This is a genomic window from Citrobacter sp. RHBSTW-00570 (assembly GCF_013739755.1).
GTDB classification, from domain to species: domain Bacteria; phylum Pseudomonadota; class Gammaproteobacteria; order Enterobacterales; family Enterobacteriaceae; genus Citrobacter; species Citrobacter braakii.
Genome location: NZ_CP056399.1, coordinates 344,317 through 359,344 on the forward strand (window position 1 = coordinate 344,317; position 15,028 = coordinate 359,344).

Genomic DNA, 15,028 nt, shown 5'->3' on the forward strand with positions numbered 1-15,028 from the left:
AACGGTCAGGGATCAGAACAGTTCGTGCGTCTCACCATTATCAATAATGGTCGTCCCCACCTCATGCACCGCCTGTTGCGTCGGCTGAGTGCCTTCAATGAAGTATTCTGCGCGGCTGTTGCCACCGCTTGCCAGTTGACCGGTGCTGCGATCGATATTGACCGTCACGATACCCGGCGGCGGCGTCAGCGGCTGCTCAGGCACGCCTTCCAGCACGGACTTCATATAGGCATCCCAGGCAGGCTGTGCGCTCTTTGCGCCGCCTTCGTAGCCGGAGATCTGGTCTTTGATCGCCCCAGAAGCCGTCGTGTGTCCGAGATTGCGGCGATGGTCATCAAACCCGATCCATACCGACGTCACCACGCCTGGCCCGTAGCCGGAGAACCATGCATCTTTAGAGCTGTTGGTGGTCCCGGTTTTCCCGCCGATATCATGGCGCTGTAAATCGCGACCTGCACGCCAACCGGTTCCCATCCAGCCCGGCTCACCAAAGATATTGGTGTTCAGGGCGCTTTTAATCAGGAAGGCCAGCGGCGTGTTGATCACGTGTGGAGCGTACTCCTGCGTGCCGCTTTGCGCGACCAGCGCCTGGTTTGCCTGCTCAAGCTGAGGCATAGGCACGGCGGCATTCTGCTGTTCCTGCGAGACGGCGACATCTTCGACGTTACTGTTCTCCAGCACGTTAGATTTCTGGGTATCACCATAAATCACCGGAATATCGCATTCCGGACAGGCAATTTTCGGCTTCGCCTCGAAGATAACGCCGCCCATATCGCTTTCGATTTTACTGATGAAATACGGATCGACCAGGAAGCCGCCGTTAGACATCACTGCATAACCGCGCGCCACCTGCAACGGCGTGAACGAGGCAGAACCCAGCGCCAGCGACTCGGTGTGCACAATGTTTTGTGCCGGGAAGCCGAAACGTTGCAGATACTCTGCTGCGTAATCCACGCCCATCGCGCGCATGGCGCGTACCATCACCACGTTTTTCGACTGACCCAGCCCCTGACGTAAGCGGATAGGACCGGCGTATTGCGGCGGTGAGTTCTTCGGCTGCCAGTCGGAACCCGCGCCGGCATCCCAGCGGGAGATCGGCACGTCGTTGAGCATGCTCGCCAGCGTCAGACCTTTATCCATCGCGGCGGTATACAGGAATGGTTTGATGTTGGAACCCACCTGGCGTAACGCCTGGGTTGCACGGTTAAACTTGCTCTGGTTGAAGTCAAAACCACCGACCAGCGCCAGCACCGCGCCGTTTTGCGGATTGATGGAGACCAGTGCGGAGTTGACGTCCGGTACTTGTGCCAGCCACCAGGCATCGCCAACCTGGCGTACCCAGATTTGCTGCCCGGTTTGCACCACATCAGTCACTTTGCGCGGCGTCGGGCCTTGCTGGGTATCCGAGCGGTAAGGACGCGCCCAGCGCATGCCTTCCATCCGTAATGACACTGACGTACCATCCGCTAGCGCGGCAATGGCTTCCTGCGGATTGGCGCTGGTAACAACCGCCGGTAGCAGGGGACCATAAGTCGGTAGCGCTTTCAGCGTATCGGTGATTTTCTTGCTGTCCCAACTGCTTTCGCCCACTTTCCACAGCACGTTCGACGGGCCGCGGTAACCGTGGCGCATGTCGTAATCCATTACGTTGTTACGTACTGCCTGCTGAGCCGCCTGCTGTACTTTGCGCGTAATGGTGGTGGTGATGCGATACCCGTCCTCATAGGCTTTCTCGCCATAACGGTTATACATCTCCTGGCGCACCATCTCAGAGAGATACGGCGCGGAGAAGGCGATTTCCGGCGCGTGGTAGTTGGCGTCAATGGCTTCGCCGCGCGCCTGATCGTACTGGGCCTGCGTGATGTAGTTTTCGCTCAACATACGCGACAGTACGACGTTACGTCGCGCGGTTGCCCTTTCCATCGAATAGAGGGGGTTGAAGGTTGACGGCGCTTTTGGCAGACCGGCAATCACCGCAATTTCACTTAAGCTGAGCTGATCAACCGTCTTACCGAAATAGACCTGCGCGGCAGCACCTACGCCATAAGCGCGATACCCCAGGTAAATCTTGTTCAGATACAGTTCGAGGATCTCATCTTTACTCAGCAGTTGTTCAATGCGGATCGCCAGGAACACTTCTTTGATCTTACGCATCAGCGTACGTTCCGGGCTCAGGAAGAAGTTTCTCGCCAACTGTTGGGTGATGGTGCTGGCCCCTTGTGAGGCATGGCCGGAGAACAGCGCGACGCTGGCAGCACGGAAGATCCCCACCGGGTCTACCCCGTGGTGCTCATAAAAACGACTGTCTTCGGTAGCGATAAAGGCTTTAACCATTACCGGCGGCATCTGATCCAGGGTGACCGGGATTCGACGTTTCTCGCCATATTGCGCGATCAGCTCGCCATCAGCGCTGTAAACCTGCATCGGGATCTGTAAACGCACATCTTTGAGCGTCGCGACGTCAGGTAATTGCGGCTCAATATAGCGATAGAGGCCATAAATCGAGCCTGCTCCCAGCAGGATGCAACATACTGCAAGGATTAATAAATACTTTACGAACTTCACTGGAGATTTCCCATTTAGTGGCATTTGGGCAGTTTATAAACAAACGCGCGGTAGTATAAAGGCAAGCCAGACGCATTGATATACCCGTTAAAGCAACGGGTGATAAGGAGATCATCAGCAATGGCTTTCAATATCTGGAAAATTGGTCTGCATATTCAGCAACATGAAGCGCTGGCTGTCGCCGCAGTTCACGACGCATCCGGGTGGTTTCTCCAGCGCTGGTGGCGTATACCGCTGACGCCTCAGGTTATCGTCGATGGCCATATTCGCGAGCCTGAACAGCTTGTCGCAGCGCTACTGCCGTGGAGCCGGGAGCTTCCTCGCCGACACCATATTCATCTCTCTTTTCCTGCCAACAGGACGTTACAAAAAAAGTACCCTCGTCCGGAAATGATGCTGCGCGAGCCGGAGCAAGCCGCATGGTTATCCGGTTCGATGGCGCGTGAGCTGGATATGGCGCCGGATGCGCTGCATTTTGATTATAGCGAAGACACGTTAAGCCCGGCGTTTAACGTCACTGCCGCGCAAAGCAAAGAGATTTCAGCGCTTCTGACGCTTATCCAAACGTTGAAGGTACAGGTTACGGCGATTACGCCGGATGCCAGCGCGTTACAGCGATTTATACCTTACCTGCCAGAACGTCATCAGTGTCTGGTATGGCGTGATGACACCCAGTGGCTATGGGCGACCCGTTCGGCATGGGGGCGTAAATCAACGGGCGATATTGGCTGTATCGACGAGCTTGCCGCGACATTATCGCTTTCCACGACAGCCATTGCGCTATGCGATCCCAGCGGCTTCGATCCTTTAAGCGTGGTGTCTGTACGCCAGCCGCCAATTCCAACGCAAAGCCATCGCTTCACCATTGCACTGGGACTCGCTATGGGAGTCACATGTTGATGATAGCGACCATCAATCTTCTGCCCTGGCGCCAGACGCGACGTCGCGCCTGCCTACGCTTCTGGAGTGTTTTATTTGGCGCTTCGCTACTGCTTAGTAGCGGCGTGTTGTTGCGCTATTACAGCGTTTTGAGCGTAGAAAACCAGGTCGAATTGTTGTTAGCGGATGCCGAAAAGACGCGGGCCGAGGCTTTAATGGCGCTAAAGCCGCGTGTGCAGCAGCGCCAGCAACGATGGCAACAGGTTCAAGCGCGGAACAAACAGCGTAAGCAGACCCGAAGCTGGCAGCGGGTTTTGCAAGGGTTGGCGGAATTACTGCCAGAGCAGGCGTGGTTAACAAAAATAACCTGGCAGCAGGATACGCTGGAACTGACGGGAAACACGCTGAGCTTTGCCGCGCTGAAGGCGCTGGAAGCGCAATTACGCCAGCTGCCGCTGTTTAAATTGGGTAGCCCTGGCGAAACGCAGCAGGATGCGCAGGGACGCTGGCAATTCCACTATCGACTGATGCGGAGCGGTGCGCATGAAAACGCTTGGTGATAGCTGGTTAGCGCAGTCGCCGCGCTTTCGGCTCATCTGCGGCTGTGGCTGGATGCTGGGACTGCTCATCGTCGTCATGTTATGCCTCAGCTCCACCGCGCAGAAACGGGTTATGCAACAAGAGGCGCTAAATCAGCAACGAGCGGCCATTCAGGCGCAATGGCGAAATTTATATCTGCTGGCGGCATCGCCAGAAGAGCCTGAAGAGACGCTGATTCCGTTCTCCCCACTGCTGTTTCAGACTCCTCTTGCACATCTTATCCACTGGCAACCCTCCGCACAGGGAGGAGAAATGACGCTGAAGCCAGGCTGGGATGCCATCCCGCCGATGTTTGACCAATTGGCGGAGCAAGGGATGAACGTCAGCCGGTTTTCTCTTTACGCAGAAGGTGCAGAGCTGCTGTTAACACTACAACTGGAGCGCCTGAATGATGGTTGAACGCTGGCTGTTGGCGTGCGTAAGCGTACTGATACTCACCGGTATGCGTAATCCCTTCCTGCCGCCGGAGGACCGTTGCCAAATTGCTGAGCTGTCGGCATGGCGCTATCAGGGAATATTGAGCCAGGGCGCACGACCCATTGGCATTGTTCAGGATAGCCAGAAAAAATGGCAGCGGGTTGAGCGAAATGATGTCCTGAAAAACGGTTGGACTGTTACGCAGATAACGGCCCAGAGCGTAACCCTCGACACAGGGAAAAACTGCGAGCCGTCGCAGTGGCAGTGGCAACGACAAGGAGCGATAAATGAAGCGATGGATGGCATGGATAGTACTCGTACTGGTGGTCGGGATTCAGAGCGTACTGGCGGCGAAATCACAAAACGTGACGCTGGTGGTCGATGATGTGCCGGTTGTGCAGGTATTGCAGGCGCTGGCCGAACAGGAAAAGAAAAACCTGGTAGTTTCACCGGATGTCAGCGGTGTGCTGTCACTGCATTTGACGGATGTGCCCTGGAAGCAGGCATTGCAAACGGTGGTGAAAAGCGCCGGGCTGGTATTACGCCAGGAAGGCAACATTCTGCATGTGCATTCTGTTCAATGGCAGAGTGAAAATGCGGCTCGTCAGGACAATGAGCAGGCACGGCTTCAGGCCAGCCTGCCGTTGGAACATCGCAGTATCATTTTGCAATATGCTGATGCCTCCGAGCTGGCAAAAGCCGGAGAAAAGCTGCTCAGCGCCAAAGGAAGCATGACGGTGGATAAACGCACCAACCGCTTACTGCTGCGTGATAATAGCGTTGCGCTTAACGCACTGGAAACGTGGGTGGCGCAAATGGATCTGCCGGTTGCACAAGTCGAACTGGCGGCGCATATCGTGACGATTAATGAAAAAAGCTTGCGTGAGCTGGGGGTGAAGTGGTCGCTGGCTGACGCACAGCAATCGGGGGCGGTGGGGAACGTCACAACGCTTGCCAGCGATCTTTCTGTATCCACAGCCACATCCCGTGTGGGATTTAACATTGGCCGTATTAACGGTCGTTTACTCGAGCTGGAGCTGTCTGCGCTGGAGCAAAAACAGCAGTTGGACATCATCGCCAGTCCACGCTTACTGGCTTCTCACCTGCAACCTGCCAGTATTAAGCAGGGTAGTGAGATCCCTTATCAGGTCTCCAGCGGTGAAAGCGGCGCGACATCCGTCGAGTTCAAGGAAGCTGTATTAGGGATGGAAGTCACGCCCACCGTATTGCAGAAAGGACGAATCAGACTAAAACTGCATATCAGCCAGAATGTTCCCGGGCAGGTGCTACAGCAGGCGGATGGCGAAGTTCTGGCTATTGATAAGCAGGAGATTGAAACTCAGGTCGAGGTAAAAAGCGGCGAGACGATTGCGCTGGGCGGGATTTTTTCACATAAGAATAAATCCGCAGCCGACAGCGTGCCGCTGTTAGGCGACATCCCCTGGCTTGGCTCTCTCTTTCGTCATGATGGTAAAGAAGATGAACGGCGTGAATTAGTGGTTTTTATTACGCCCAGACTGGTTTCAACGCAATAACTTATGCATGAAAAGCCGTTGTTTTTGCACTGAACACGTTTCAGAGATTTGACGTGCGGGTGTATTTAGCATACAAGGAGTACCGATTTGAGTGTCGGTACTTTTCTTTACTTATGCGGCAGTAAATACGCTTTGCCTTTCTGGTGGTGTGTCATAGGCTTATTTGGTGTCATTTGGCTGCGCGATACGTCGCCAGGTCTGATGTTTGCAGGGTAGCATGCCTGCCACGACCAGAAATGCGTAAGGTTTGGTGATTTATTCAGTTGCCAAACCCGCTTGAGTATTGAGATAATTTTCAGTCTGACTCTCGCAATATCTTATGAGGTTTCAGTTCATGTCCTGCTGCGCTGAGTGTCTGCGAAGCGGGTTTACCATTAACGAATAGTCTTAGTAGTACCGAAAAAATGGCAGAGAAACGCAATATCTTTCTGGTTGGGCCTATGGGTGCCGGAAAAAGCACTATTGGGCGCCAGTTAGCTCAACAACTCAATATGGAATTTTACGATTCTGATCAAGAGATTGAGAAACGAACCGGAGCTGATGTGGGCTGGGTCTTCGATGTAGAAGGTGAAGACGGCTTCCGTGATCGCGAAGAAAAAGTCATCAACGAGTTGACGGAAAAACAGGGTATTGTGCTGGCAACTGGCGGTGGCTCTGTTAAATCACGTGAAACACGTAACCGTCTTTCCGCGCGTGGCGTCGTGGTCTATCTTGAAACGACAATTGAAAAACAACTTGCGCGAACTCAACGTGACAAGAAACGCCCGCTGCTGCAGGTAGAATCGCCGCCTCGTGAAGTTCTGGAAGCGTTGGCTGACGAACGCAATCCTCTGTACGAAGAGATTGCTGACGTGACCATTCGCACCGACGATCAGAGCGCAAAAGTCGTAGCAAACCAGATTATTCATATGTTGGAAAGCAACTAATTCTGGCTGAATACACACTCGTCTGCGGGTACAAGTAACTAAGGTGGATGTCGCGTAATGGAGAGGATCACAGTCACTCTCGGGGAACGTAGTTACCCTATCACCATCGCGGCTGGTTTGTTTAATGAGCCAGCTTCATTCTTACCGCTGAAATCGGGCGATCAGGTTATGTTGGTAACCAACGAAACCCTGGCTCCCCTTTATCTCGATAAGGTTCGCGGCGTACTTGAACAGGCGGGTGTTAACGTTGATAGCGTTATCCTTCCCGATGGCGAGCAGTATAAAAGCCTGACGGTTCTGGATACGGTTTTCACTGCGTTACTGCAAAAACCGCACGGTCGTGATACCACGTTAGTCGCACTTGGCGGCGGCGTGATAGGCGATCTGACCGGTTTTGCGGCAGCCAGCTATCAGCGTGGTGTTCGTTTTATTCAAGTCCCGACAACCCTGTTGTCGCAGGTCGACTCCTCCGTTGGCGGCAAAACCGCCGTAAACCATCCCCTCGGTAAAAACATGATTGGCGCGTTTTACCAACCGGCGTCCGTTGTGGTGGATCTCGATTGTCTGAAAACGCTTCCTGCGCGTGAGCTGGCATCGGGGCTGGCGGAAGTGATCAAATACGGCATCATCCTTGACGGTGAATTTTTCAGTTGGCTGGAAGAAAATCTGGATGCGTTATTGCGTCTGGATGGTCCGGCGATGGCGTACTGTATTCGTCGTTGTTGTGAGCTGAAAGCAGAAGTTGTCGCAGCGGACGAGCGTGAAATGGGCTTACGTGCTTTACTGAATCTGGGACACACGTTTGGCCATGCGATCGAAGCTGAAATGGGTTATGGCAATTGGTTACATGGTGAAGCCGTTGCAGCAGGTATGGTAATGGCTGCTCGTACGTCAGAACGTCTTGGACAGTTTACCTCCGCTGATACGCAGCGCATCATTACGCTGCTGCAGCGAGCGGGCTTGCCGGTCAATGGACCGCGTGAAATGTCCAGCGAGGCTTATCTGCCGCACATGCTGCGAGATAAAAAAGTGTTAGCGGGAGAGATTCGTTTAGTGCTTCCGCGGGCTATAGGGAAGAGTGAAGTGCGCGGCGGAGTGTCGCACGAGGTGGTTCTTAACGCTATTGCTGATTGCCAGCCGGCGTAACAACAAGAAAGGTCTGGCTTGCGTTGCGAAACGTAGGTCTTTTAGCTTCAGGTTATGTGCAAAGTCGTAAGCATTAACCTTTGAGTGGGGTGTTAAATGGATGAATTCAAACCAGAAGACGAGCTGAAACCCGATCCCAGCGATCGTCGTACTGGTCGTTCTCGTCAATCGTCTGAACGCGATAATGAGCCGCAAATCAATTTTGATGATGTTGATCTGGATGCTGACGATCGCCGTCCTGCGCGCGCACGTAAAGAGCGTGAAGAAGAACGGGACATTGAAGAAGAGTATGAATCTGATGACGATGATGTGGATGAAGAGCGTGTAGAACGCCGTCCGCGCAAGCGTAAGAAACCCGCCAGCAAGCCTGCCTCTCGTCAGTATATGATGATGGGTGTCGGTGTCCTGGTGCTGTTGCTGCTGATCATCGGTATCGGTTCTGCGCTGAAAGCCCCCTCATCATCTCCCAGTGAGCAGGCTGGATCTGGCGAGAAGAGCATCGATCTTTCTGGCAACAACGCGACGGATCAGGCGAGCACGACTACGCCTGCAACAGGCGCTGAGCAGACCGCTGGCAATACCCAGCAGGATGTTTCCCTACCGCCGATTTCCTCTACCCCAACTCAAGGTCAGACACCTGCGGCAACTGAAGGCCAGCAGCGTGTTGAAGTGCAGGGCGATCTGAACAACGCTCTGACGCAACCGCAAGGCCAGGAGCAGGTTAACAATGTAGTGGTTAACTCTACGCTGCCGACCGAACCGGCGACCGTTGCGCCAGTTCGTAATGGTAATGCTGTGCGCCAGACTGCGAAAACGGAAACGGCTGAACGCCCTGCTGCGACACACCAGGAACGTAAACAGGCCGTTATTGAGCCGAAGAGCAAACCGCAAACTACGGTGAAAGCGACGCAGACAGAGCCGAAACCTGTTGCTCAGGCAAAACCAACTGCAACTGCGCCGACGACTACAACCAAAGCACCTGTGGTTACCGCTACGCCGAAGGCGACCGTTGAGCCGAAAGCAACCGCGACTACAACGCCTGCGCCAACTGCGACGGCAACAACGTCAACACCTGTTGCTGGTGGAGCGAAAAGTGCAGGAAATGTCGGAGCGTTAAAATCTGCGCCGTCCAGCCATTACACGCTGCAGCTCAGCAGTTCTTCTAACTACGACAACCTTAACGGTTGGGCGAAGAAAGAAAACCTGAAAAACTACGTGGTGTATCAGACGACGCGTAACGGTCAACCGTGGTATGTTCTGGTAACAGGCGTGTATGCGTCTAAAGAAGATGCGAAACGTGCAGTGTCTACGCTACCCGCCGATATTCAGGCGAAAAATCCGTGGGCAAAACCGCTGCACCAGGTTCAGGCCGATTTGAAGTAAGATAGGATATGTTCTGCAATGGTTTGCTGTTTCGCCCAATTGCGGGACAAAGACTAAAGCGCAGGATGCTGTCGGAGCTTTCTCCACAGCCGGAGAAGGTGTAATTAGTTAGTCAGCATGAAAAAAAATCGCGCTTTTTTGAAATGGGCAGGGGGAAAATACCCCCTGCTTGATGATATCAAACGGCATTTACCTCAGGGTGAATGCCTGATTGAACCTTTCGTGGGTGCCGGGTCGGTGTTTCTCAACACCGACTTTTCTCGTTATATTCTTGCCGATATCAACAGCGACCTCATCAGTCTCTATAACATCGTGAAGACACGTACCGATGAGTATGTGCAGGCTTCGCGTGAGCTGTTTATGCCTGAAACTAATCAGGCTGAGGTGTACTATCGGTTCAGAGAAGAATTTAATGCCAGTCAGGATCCGTTCCGCCGTGCAGTGCTGTTCTTGTATCTGAACCGCTTTGGTTACAACGGATTGTGCCGTTATAACCTGCGCGGCGAGTTTAATGTACCGTTTGGTCGTTATAAAAAACCTTACTTCCCGGAAGCCGAGTTGTACCATTTTGCTGAAAAAGCGCAGAATGCGGAGTTCCATTGTCTCTCCTATGAAGAGTGCATGGACCGTGCGGATAGCAACTCTGTGGTCTATTGTGACCCGCCTTATGCACCGCTTTCGGCGACGGCAAATTTCACCGCGTATCATACCAACAGCTTTAGCCCAAAAGAGCAGGCACATCTGGCCGAGATGGCAGAAAAGCTGGTCAGTAAGCAGATCCCGGTGTTAATTTCGAACCATGACACGCCCGATACCCGCGAATGGTACCGATCGGCGAAACATTTTCAGGTCAAAGTGCGGCGCAGCATTAGCAGCAATGGCGGCACGCGTAAAAAGGTGAACGAACTGCTGGCACTGTATAAACCAGGAGTTGTAACGCCTGCGAAGAAATAATTCTCAAGGAGAAGCGGATGAAACAGTATTTGATCGCCCCCTCAATTCTGTCGGCTGATTTTGCCCGCCTGGGTGAGGACACCGCGAGAGCGCTGACTGCCGGTGCCGATGTCGTACACTTCGATGTCATGGACAATCACTACGTACCGAACCTGACCATCGGCCCGATGGTACTGAAATCGCTGCGTAAATATGGCATTACTGCCCCGATTGACGTTCATCTGATGGTGAAACCGGTCGATCGTATTGTCCCGGACTTCGCCGCCGCCGGCGCGAGCATCATTACCTTTCACCCGGAAGCCTCCGAGCACGTCGATCGCACTTTACAGCTGATCAAAGAGCATGGCTGTAAAGCGGGCCTGGTGTTTAACCCGGCAACACCGCTGAGCTATCTGGACTACGTCATGGATAAGCTCGATGTGATCCTGCTGATGTCCGTTAACCCAGGCTTTGGCGGGCAATCCTTCATCCCACAAACGCTGGATAAGCTGCGCGAAGTGCGTCGTCGTATTGATGAATCTGGCTACGATATCCGCCTCGAAGTGGACGGCGGCGTCAAGGTGAACAACATTGGTGAAATCGCGGCGGCGGGTGCAGATATGTTTGTCGCAGGCTCTGCTATTTTCGACCAACCAGACTACAAAAAAGTCATTGATGAAATGCGCAATGAACTGGCGAAGGTAAGTCATGGATAAGTTTCAGGATATTCGGGGCGTTGCCTTTGACCTCGACGGTACGCTGGTCGACAGCGCGCCGGGATTAACCGCAGCGGTGGATATGGCGCTGTATGCGCTGGAACTGCCGATTGCCGGTGAAGAACGCGTTATCACCTGGATTGGCAACGGTGCAGATGTACTGATGGAGCGCGCGTTGGCGTGGTCGCGTCAGGAGCGCGCCACACTACGTAAGACAATGGGTAAACCGCCCGTTGATGATGATATCCCAGCCGAAGAACAGGTGCGTATTTTGCGTAAGCTGTTCGACAGATACTACGGCGATGTCGCAGAAGAGGGGACATTCCTGTTCCCTGATGTTGCCGACACGCTGGGCGCGATGCATGCGAAAGGATTGCCGCTGGGTCTGGTGACCAACAAACCAACCCCGTTTGTCGCGCCATTGCTTGAGGCGTTAGATATCGCCAAATACTTTAGCGTGGTCATCGGTGGTGACGACGTGCAGAATAAAAAACCGCATCCGGATCCGCTACTGCTGGTAGCAAGCAAGCTTGGCATCAAGCCTGAGCAATTGCTCTTCGTAGGGGATTCACGTAATGATATTCAGGCGGCAAAAGCTGCTGGCTGTCCGTCCGTTGGTCTGACTTATGGCTACAACTACGGCGAGTCGATCGCGCTGAGCCAACCCGACGTTATTTACGACCGTATTAATGAACTACTGCCCGTTCTCGGGCTTCCGCATAGCGAAAATCAGGAATCAAAAAATGACTAAGCCCATCGTTTTTAGTGGCGCACAGCCCTCAGGTGAATTGACCATTGGCAACTATATGGGTGCGCTGCGTCAGTGGGTGAGCATGCAGGATGACTACCATTGCATCTACTGCATCGTTGACCAACATGCCATCACCGTTCGTCAGGATGCTCAGGAGCTGCGTAAAGCAACGCTCGATACGCTGGCGCTGTATCTGGCATGCGGTATCGATCCTGAAAAAAGCACCATTTTCGTCCAGTCTCATGTACCGGAACACGCACAATTAGGTTGGGCGCTGAACTGCTACACCTATTTCGGCGAGCTGAGCCGTATGACCCAGTTCAAAGATAAATCCGCACGCTATGCGGAGAACATCAACGCCGGTCTGTTTGATTATCCGGTGCTGATGGCGGCAGACATCCTGCTGTATCAGACCAACCAGGTACCGGTTGGCGAAGATCAGAAACAGCATCTGGAACTAAGCCGCGATATCGCCCAGCGCTTCAACGCCCTGTATGGCGACATCTTCAAAGTGCCTGAGCCGTTCATTCCTAAATCCGGTGCGCGCGTGATGTCGCTGCTGGAGCCGACGAAGAAAATGTCCAAGTCGGATGACAACCGCAACAATGTGATCGGCCTGCTGGAAGATCCGAAATCCGTGGTTAAGAAAATCAAACGTGCGATGACCGACTCCGAAGAGCCGCCTGTTGTACGCTACGACGTGCAGAATAAAGCGGGTGTTTCCAACCTGCTGGATATCCTCTCTGCCGTTACCGGCCAGAGCATTCCGGAGCTGGAACAGCACTTTGAAGGCAAGATGTATGGTCATCTGAAAGGTGAAGTCGCAGAGGCCGTTTCCGGCATGCTGACCGAGCTTCAGGAGCGTTATCACCGTTTCCGTAACGATGAAGCTTTCCTGCAGCAGGTGATGAAAGATGGCGCGGAAAAAGCCAGCGCACGCGCGTCTGTTACGCTGAAAGCGGTTTACGAAGCGATTGGTTTTGTCGCCAAGCCGTAATGCGCTCTGCGTTGCTGAAGAAACCGGGTTCTACCCGGTTTTTTTTCGCCTGTTCGCTGGTGAATCTCAAAAAATATGAAGCGCCTCGCCGTTTGCATATTTCCTTATATCAATCAATTTAATGAAGATATAAATATTCAATTTACTGAGAATATAAAATGCGTCGGATATTTATCAAGAGAGAGGAGGGACTGACAACCCTGGCCCGCTACTTGCTCGGCGAGAAGTGCGGTAACGTGTGAATGAGCATTTAACCTATAAATATAAAAACCGGGGATTTCCCGGTTTTTTTGTATTTGCGCAATCGCTTCTGTTACAGATCTGCAGCCGGGCCACAGCCACCAATAATTTTAGAAATAGAAATTGCCGGATGCAGGAAGTAATCGTAGGTGCAGTTATCTTTTTTGTTATCGACATGACCAGTACACGCGGTCAGCGTAGCCAGAACACCAGCAACGATAGTGATTTTTGCAAATTTCAGCATGTTAAAATCCTTGTAAGATATCTATTTTTAAATGGATGAAATCCATTTCTCGGCGGTTAAGATATCAACTAAAATAAACTTAAAGTAGTCCGGATTAGGACATAACAAGTTTTATATAAAATATGCTTTCAATAAATTTAAATGTTTTAAAAATACATTTAATTAATGATTGACGGTCGGGCTACTGAGGCGAGTATATAGCGTGTATCGGTTTTTGATTTATTTCTATCGGAAGATAAATAAATGCCCTGAATATGAACTGTCCAACTTTATGGGGGCAGTCCAACATCAGGGCATTTTTCAGCGTTAAATTAATGGTTCGAGAACCAGTTCAGCTTATCGCGTAGTCCAACCACGCGGCCGACGATAATCAGCGCCGGGCTTTCAACCTGCTGCGCCAGTTCGCCGAGTTGCGAAAGCACCCCGTTAACAACGCGTTGCTTCACGGAGGTACCGTTTTCTACCAGCGCGACAGACATATCGGGTTGCATGCCAAATTCGATCAGTTTTTCCTGGATAGTCGCCGCCTGATTGAGGCCCATGTAGAACACCAGCGTCTGTTTCTCTGCCGCCAGGTTTTCCCAGTCCAGCTCGCCGCCGGTTTTCAGGTGCCCGGTGACCAGACGTACACTCTGGGCGTAATCACGATGGGTCAGTGGAATGCCGGAATAGGCGGAACAACCGGATGCTGCGGTAATACCTGGCACAACGGAGAATGGAATACCGGCATGGCACAGGGTTTCCAGCTCTTCGCCACCACGGCCAAAGATGAACGGGTCGCCACCTTTCAGGCGTACGACGCGTTTGCCCTGTTGCGCTTCACGCAGCAGGATCTGGTTAATTTCTTCCTGCGGTACGCAGTGGTAGCCCGCGCGTTTACCGACGAACACCCGGTCGGCATCGCGGCGTACTAGGTTCATGATGTCGTCGGATACCAGACGGTCATAAACCACGACATCCGCTTGCTGGATCTGCTGTAGACCTTTCAGCGTCAGCAGCCCGGCATCGCCAGGACCGGCGCCAACCAGCACTACTTCGCCTCGATGGTCCAACGGTTCGCTGAGCAACTGCTCGGTGGTTTCCTCGACGGCTTTCTGGTCACTGTTCGCCAGCGACTGCGCCAGGCGGTCATTCACGAACAATTTTTCCCAGAAGCGGCGACGTTCACCCATGCTGGCAAACTGTTCTTTCACTCGGGCGCGTAACTTGCCTGCATATTGCGCGACCTGGCCCAGATGCTGAGGCAGCACAGATTCAAGTCTTTCACGTAGCAGACGGGCAAGCACCGGCGATGTACCGCCGGAGGAGACCGCCACCATCAGCGGCGAGCGGTCGATAATGGAGGGCATGATAAAACTGGCTGCTTTTGGCGCATCGACCACGTTGCAGAAAATACGACGTGATTCTGCGGCGGTGCTGACGCTTTGGTTGACGGCATCGTCATCGGTGGCGGCAATAGCCAGCCAGCAGGTGTCGAGCAGGGACTCGTCGAACGGTCCCTCAACCAGCGTCAGCATGCCTTCATCTGCCCATACGGTGAACTGCGGAATAAACGCCAGCGCATTAACCGTTATACGGGCGCCCGCTTCCAGCAGTAACCGCGCTTTGCGTTCTGCGACATCACCACCGCCGACGATCAAGCAGTCGCGGTCACGTAGTTGACAAAATATAGGCAAATGATCCACGACATTACCCC

At 53.1% G+C, this 15,028-nt stretch carries 15 protein-coding genes and 1 pseudogene; 13 read left to right on the forward strand and 3 right to left on the reverse strand.

Annotation, left to right across the window (positions count from 1 at the left end):
• Positions 1 to 12: 12 nt before the first annotated feature.
• Positions 13 to 2,565: a peptidoglycan glycosyltransferase/peptidoglycan DD-transpeptidase MrcA gene (gene mrcA / locus HV237_RS01560; RefSeq protein ID WP_047358164.1), complete on the reverse strand. Its 2,553-nt coding sequence runs from the start codon at positions 2,563 to 2,565 to the stop codon at positions 13 to 15.
• 120 nt (positions 2,566 to 2,685) lie between these two features.
• On the opposite strand from mrcA, the gene HV237_RS01565 reads away from it, so the two are divergent.
• The 13 genes and pseudogenes from HV237_RS01565 to HV237_RS26095 form a co-directional block, all read left to right on the forward strand.
• Positions 2,686 to 3,465, forward strand: coding sequence for a hypothetical protein (locus tag HV237_RS01565; protein ID WP_047358163.1), 780 nt, complete (start codon positions 2,686 to 2,688; stop codon positions 3,463 to 3,465).
• Positions 3,465 to 4,004, forward strand: coding sequence for a PilN domain-containing protein (locus HV237_RS01570; protein WP_047358212.1), 540 nt, complete (start codon positions 3,465 to 3,467; stop codon positions 4,002 to 4,004). Before HV237_RS01565 ends, HV237_RS01570 begins: the two co-directional genes overlap by 1 nt.
• Positions 3,988 to 4,443: a hypothetical protein gene (locus HV237_RS01575; RefSeq protein WP_047358162.1), complete on the forward strand. Its 456-nt coding sequence runs from the start codon at positions 3,988 to 3,990 to the stop codon at positions 4,441 to 4,443. Before HV237_RS01570 ends, HV237_RS01575 begins: the two co-directional genes overlap by 17 nt.
• Positions 4,433 to 4,846 carry a HofP DNA utilization family protein gene (locus HV237_RS01580; protein WP_016154790.1) on the forward strand — a complete coding sequence of 138 codons (414 nt, stop codon included), beginning with the start codon at positions 4,433 to 4,435 and terminating at the stop codon, positions 4,844 to 4,846. Before HV237_RS01575 ends, HV237_RS01580 begins: the two co-directional genes overlap by 11 nt.
• On the forward strand, positions 4,749 to 5,996 hold the full coding sequence (hofQ, locus tag HV237_RS01585) for a DNA uptake porin HofQ (protein WP_016157631.1): 1,248 nt from the start codon (positions 4,749 to 4,751) through the stop codon (positions 5,994 to 5,996). The genes HV237_RS01580 and hofQ overlap by 98 nt, the downstream gene beginning before the upstream one ends.
• 404 nt (positions 5,997 to 6,400) lie before the next feature.
• The gene (gene aroK / locus HV237_RS01590; RefSeq protein ID WP_003023552.1) at positions 6,401 to 6,922 is read left to right on the forward strand and encodes a shikimate kinase AroK; all 522 of its coding nucleotides are present in this window, start codon (positions 6,401 to 6,403) and stop codon (positions 6,920 to 6,922) included.
• A 57-nt stretch (positions 6,923 to 6,979) separates the two neighbouring features.
• Positions 6,980 to 8,068: a 3-dehydroquinate synthase gene (gene aroB / locus HV237_RS01595; protein ID WP_047358161.1), complete on the forward strand. Its 1,089-nt coding sequence runs from the start codon at positions 6,980 to 6,982 to the stop codon at positions 8,066 to 8,068.
• 96 nt (positions 8,069 to 8,164) lie between these two features.
• On the forward strand, positions 8,165 to 9,451 hold the full coding sequence (gene damX, locus HV237_RS01600; protein ID WP_016157630.1) for a cell division protein DamX: 1,287 nt from the start codon (positions 8,165 to 8,167) through the stop codon (positions 9,449 to 9,451).
• Positions 9,452 to 9,568: 117 nt separating this feature from the next.
• Complete coding sequence (dam, locus tag HV237_RS01605) at positions 9,569 to 10,405, forward strand: adenine-specific DNA-methyltransferase (RefSeq protein WP_016154786.1); 837 nt, start codon at positions 9,569 to 9,571, stop codon at positions 10,403 to 10,405.
• A gap of 17 nt (positions 10,406 to 10,422) precedes the next feature.
• Positions 10,423 to 11,100: a ribulose-phosphate 3-epimerase gene (gene rpe / locus HV237_RS01610; RefSeq protein ID WP_003023561.1), complete on the forward strand. Its 678-nt coding sequence runs from the start codon at positions 10,423 to 10,425 to the stop codon at positions 11,098 to 11,100.
• On the forward strand, positions 11,093 to 11,851 hold the full coding sequence (gph, locus tag HV237_RS01615) for a phosphoglycolate phosphatase (protein ID WP_016154785.1): 759 nt from the start codon (positions 11,093 to 11,095) through the stop codon (positions 11,849 to 11,851). Before rpe ends, gph begins: the two co-directional genes overlap by 8 nt.
• Positions 11,844 to 12,848 carry a tryptophan--tRNA ligase gene (trpS, locus tag HV237_RS01620; RefSeq protein ID WP_047358160.1) on the forward strand — a complete coding sequence of 335 codons (1,005 nt, stop codon included), beginning with the start codon at positions 11,844 to 11,846 and terminating at the stop codon, positions 12,846 to 12,848. Before gph ends, trpS begins: the two co-directional genes overlap by 8 nt.
• A gap of 158 nt (positions 12,849 to 13,006) precedes the next feature.
• Positions 13,007 to 13,084, forward strand: a pseudogene (locus HV237_RS26095) (hypothetical protein); the annotation flags it as partial.
• 77 nt (positions 13,085 to 13,161) lie between these two features.
• On the opposite strand, the gene HV237_RS01625 reads toward HV237_RS26095, so the two are convergent.
• Positions 13,162 to 13,332: a YhfL family protein gene (locus HV237_RS01625; protein WP_016154783.1), complete on the reverse strand. Its 171-nt coding sequence runs from the start codon at positions 13,330 to 13,332 to the stop codon at positions 13,162 to 13,164.
• 311 nt (positions 13,333 to 13,643) lie between these two features.
• Positions 13,644 to 15,017, reverse strand: coding sequence for a siroheme synthase CysG (gene cysG / locus HV237_RS01630; RefSeq protein ID WP_016157628.1), 1,374 nt, complete (start codon positions 15,015 to 15,017; stop codon positions 13,644 to 13,646).
• Positions 15,018 to 15,028 lie beyond the last annotated feature (11 nt).

Excerpts from the sequence above, each read along its gene's own strand:
- trpS (WP_047358160.1), top strand. The coding sequence starts at position 11,844 with ATGACTAAGCCCATCGTTTTTAGTGGCGCACAGCCCTCAGGTGAATTG.
- aroK (WP_003023552.1), top strand. The coding sequence starts at position 6,401 with ATGGCAGAGAAACGCAATATCTTTCTGGTTGGGCCTATGGGTGCCGGA.
- hofQ (WP_016157631.1), top strand. The coding sequence starts at position 4,749 with ATGAAGCGATGGATGGCATGGATAGTACTCGTACTGGTGGTCGGGATT.
- HV237_RS01570 (WP_047358212.1), top strand. The coding sequence starts at position 3,465 with ATGATAGCGACCATCAATCTTCTGCCCTGGCGCCAGACGCGACGTCGC.
- aroB (WP_047358161.1), top strand. The coding sequence starts at position 6,980 with ATGGAGAGGATCACAGTCACTCTCGGGGAACGTAGTTACCCTATCACC.
- dam (WP_016154786.1), top strand. The coding sequence starts at position 9,569 with ATGAAAAAAAATCGCGCTTTTTTGAAATGGGCAGGGGGAAAATACCCC.
- damX (WP_016157630.1), top strand. The coding sequence starts at position 8,165 with ATGGATGAATTCAAACCAGAAGACGAGCTGAAACCCGATCCCAGCGAT.
- HV237_RS01580 (WP_016154790.1), top strand. The coding sequence starts at position 4,433 with ATGATGGTTGAACGCTGGCTGTTGGCGTGCGTAAGCGTACTGATACTC.
- HV237_RS01565 (WP_047358163.1), top strand. The coding sequence starts at position 2,686 with ATGGCTTTCAATATCTGGAAAATTGGTCTGCATATTCAGCAACATGAA.
- gph (WP_016154785.1), top strand. The coding sequence starts at position 11,093 with ATGGATAAGTTTCAGGATATTCGGGGCGTTGCCTTTGACCTCGACGGT.
- HV237_RS01625 (WP_016154783.1), bottom strand. The coding sequence starts at position 13,332 with ATGCTGAAATTTGCAAAAATCACTATCGTTGCTGGTGTTCTGGCTACG.
- rpe (WP_003023561.1), top strand. The coding sequence starts at position 10,423 with ATGAAACAGTATTTGATCGCCCCCTCAATTCTGTCGGCTGATTTTGCC.
- HV237_RS01575 (WP_047358162.1), top strand. The coding sequence starts at position 3,988 with ATGAAAACGCTTGGTGATAGCTGGTTAGCGCAGTCGCCGCGCTTTCGG.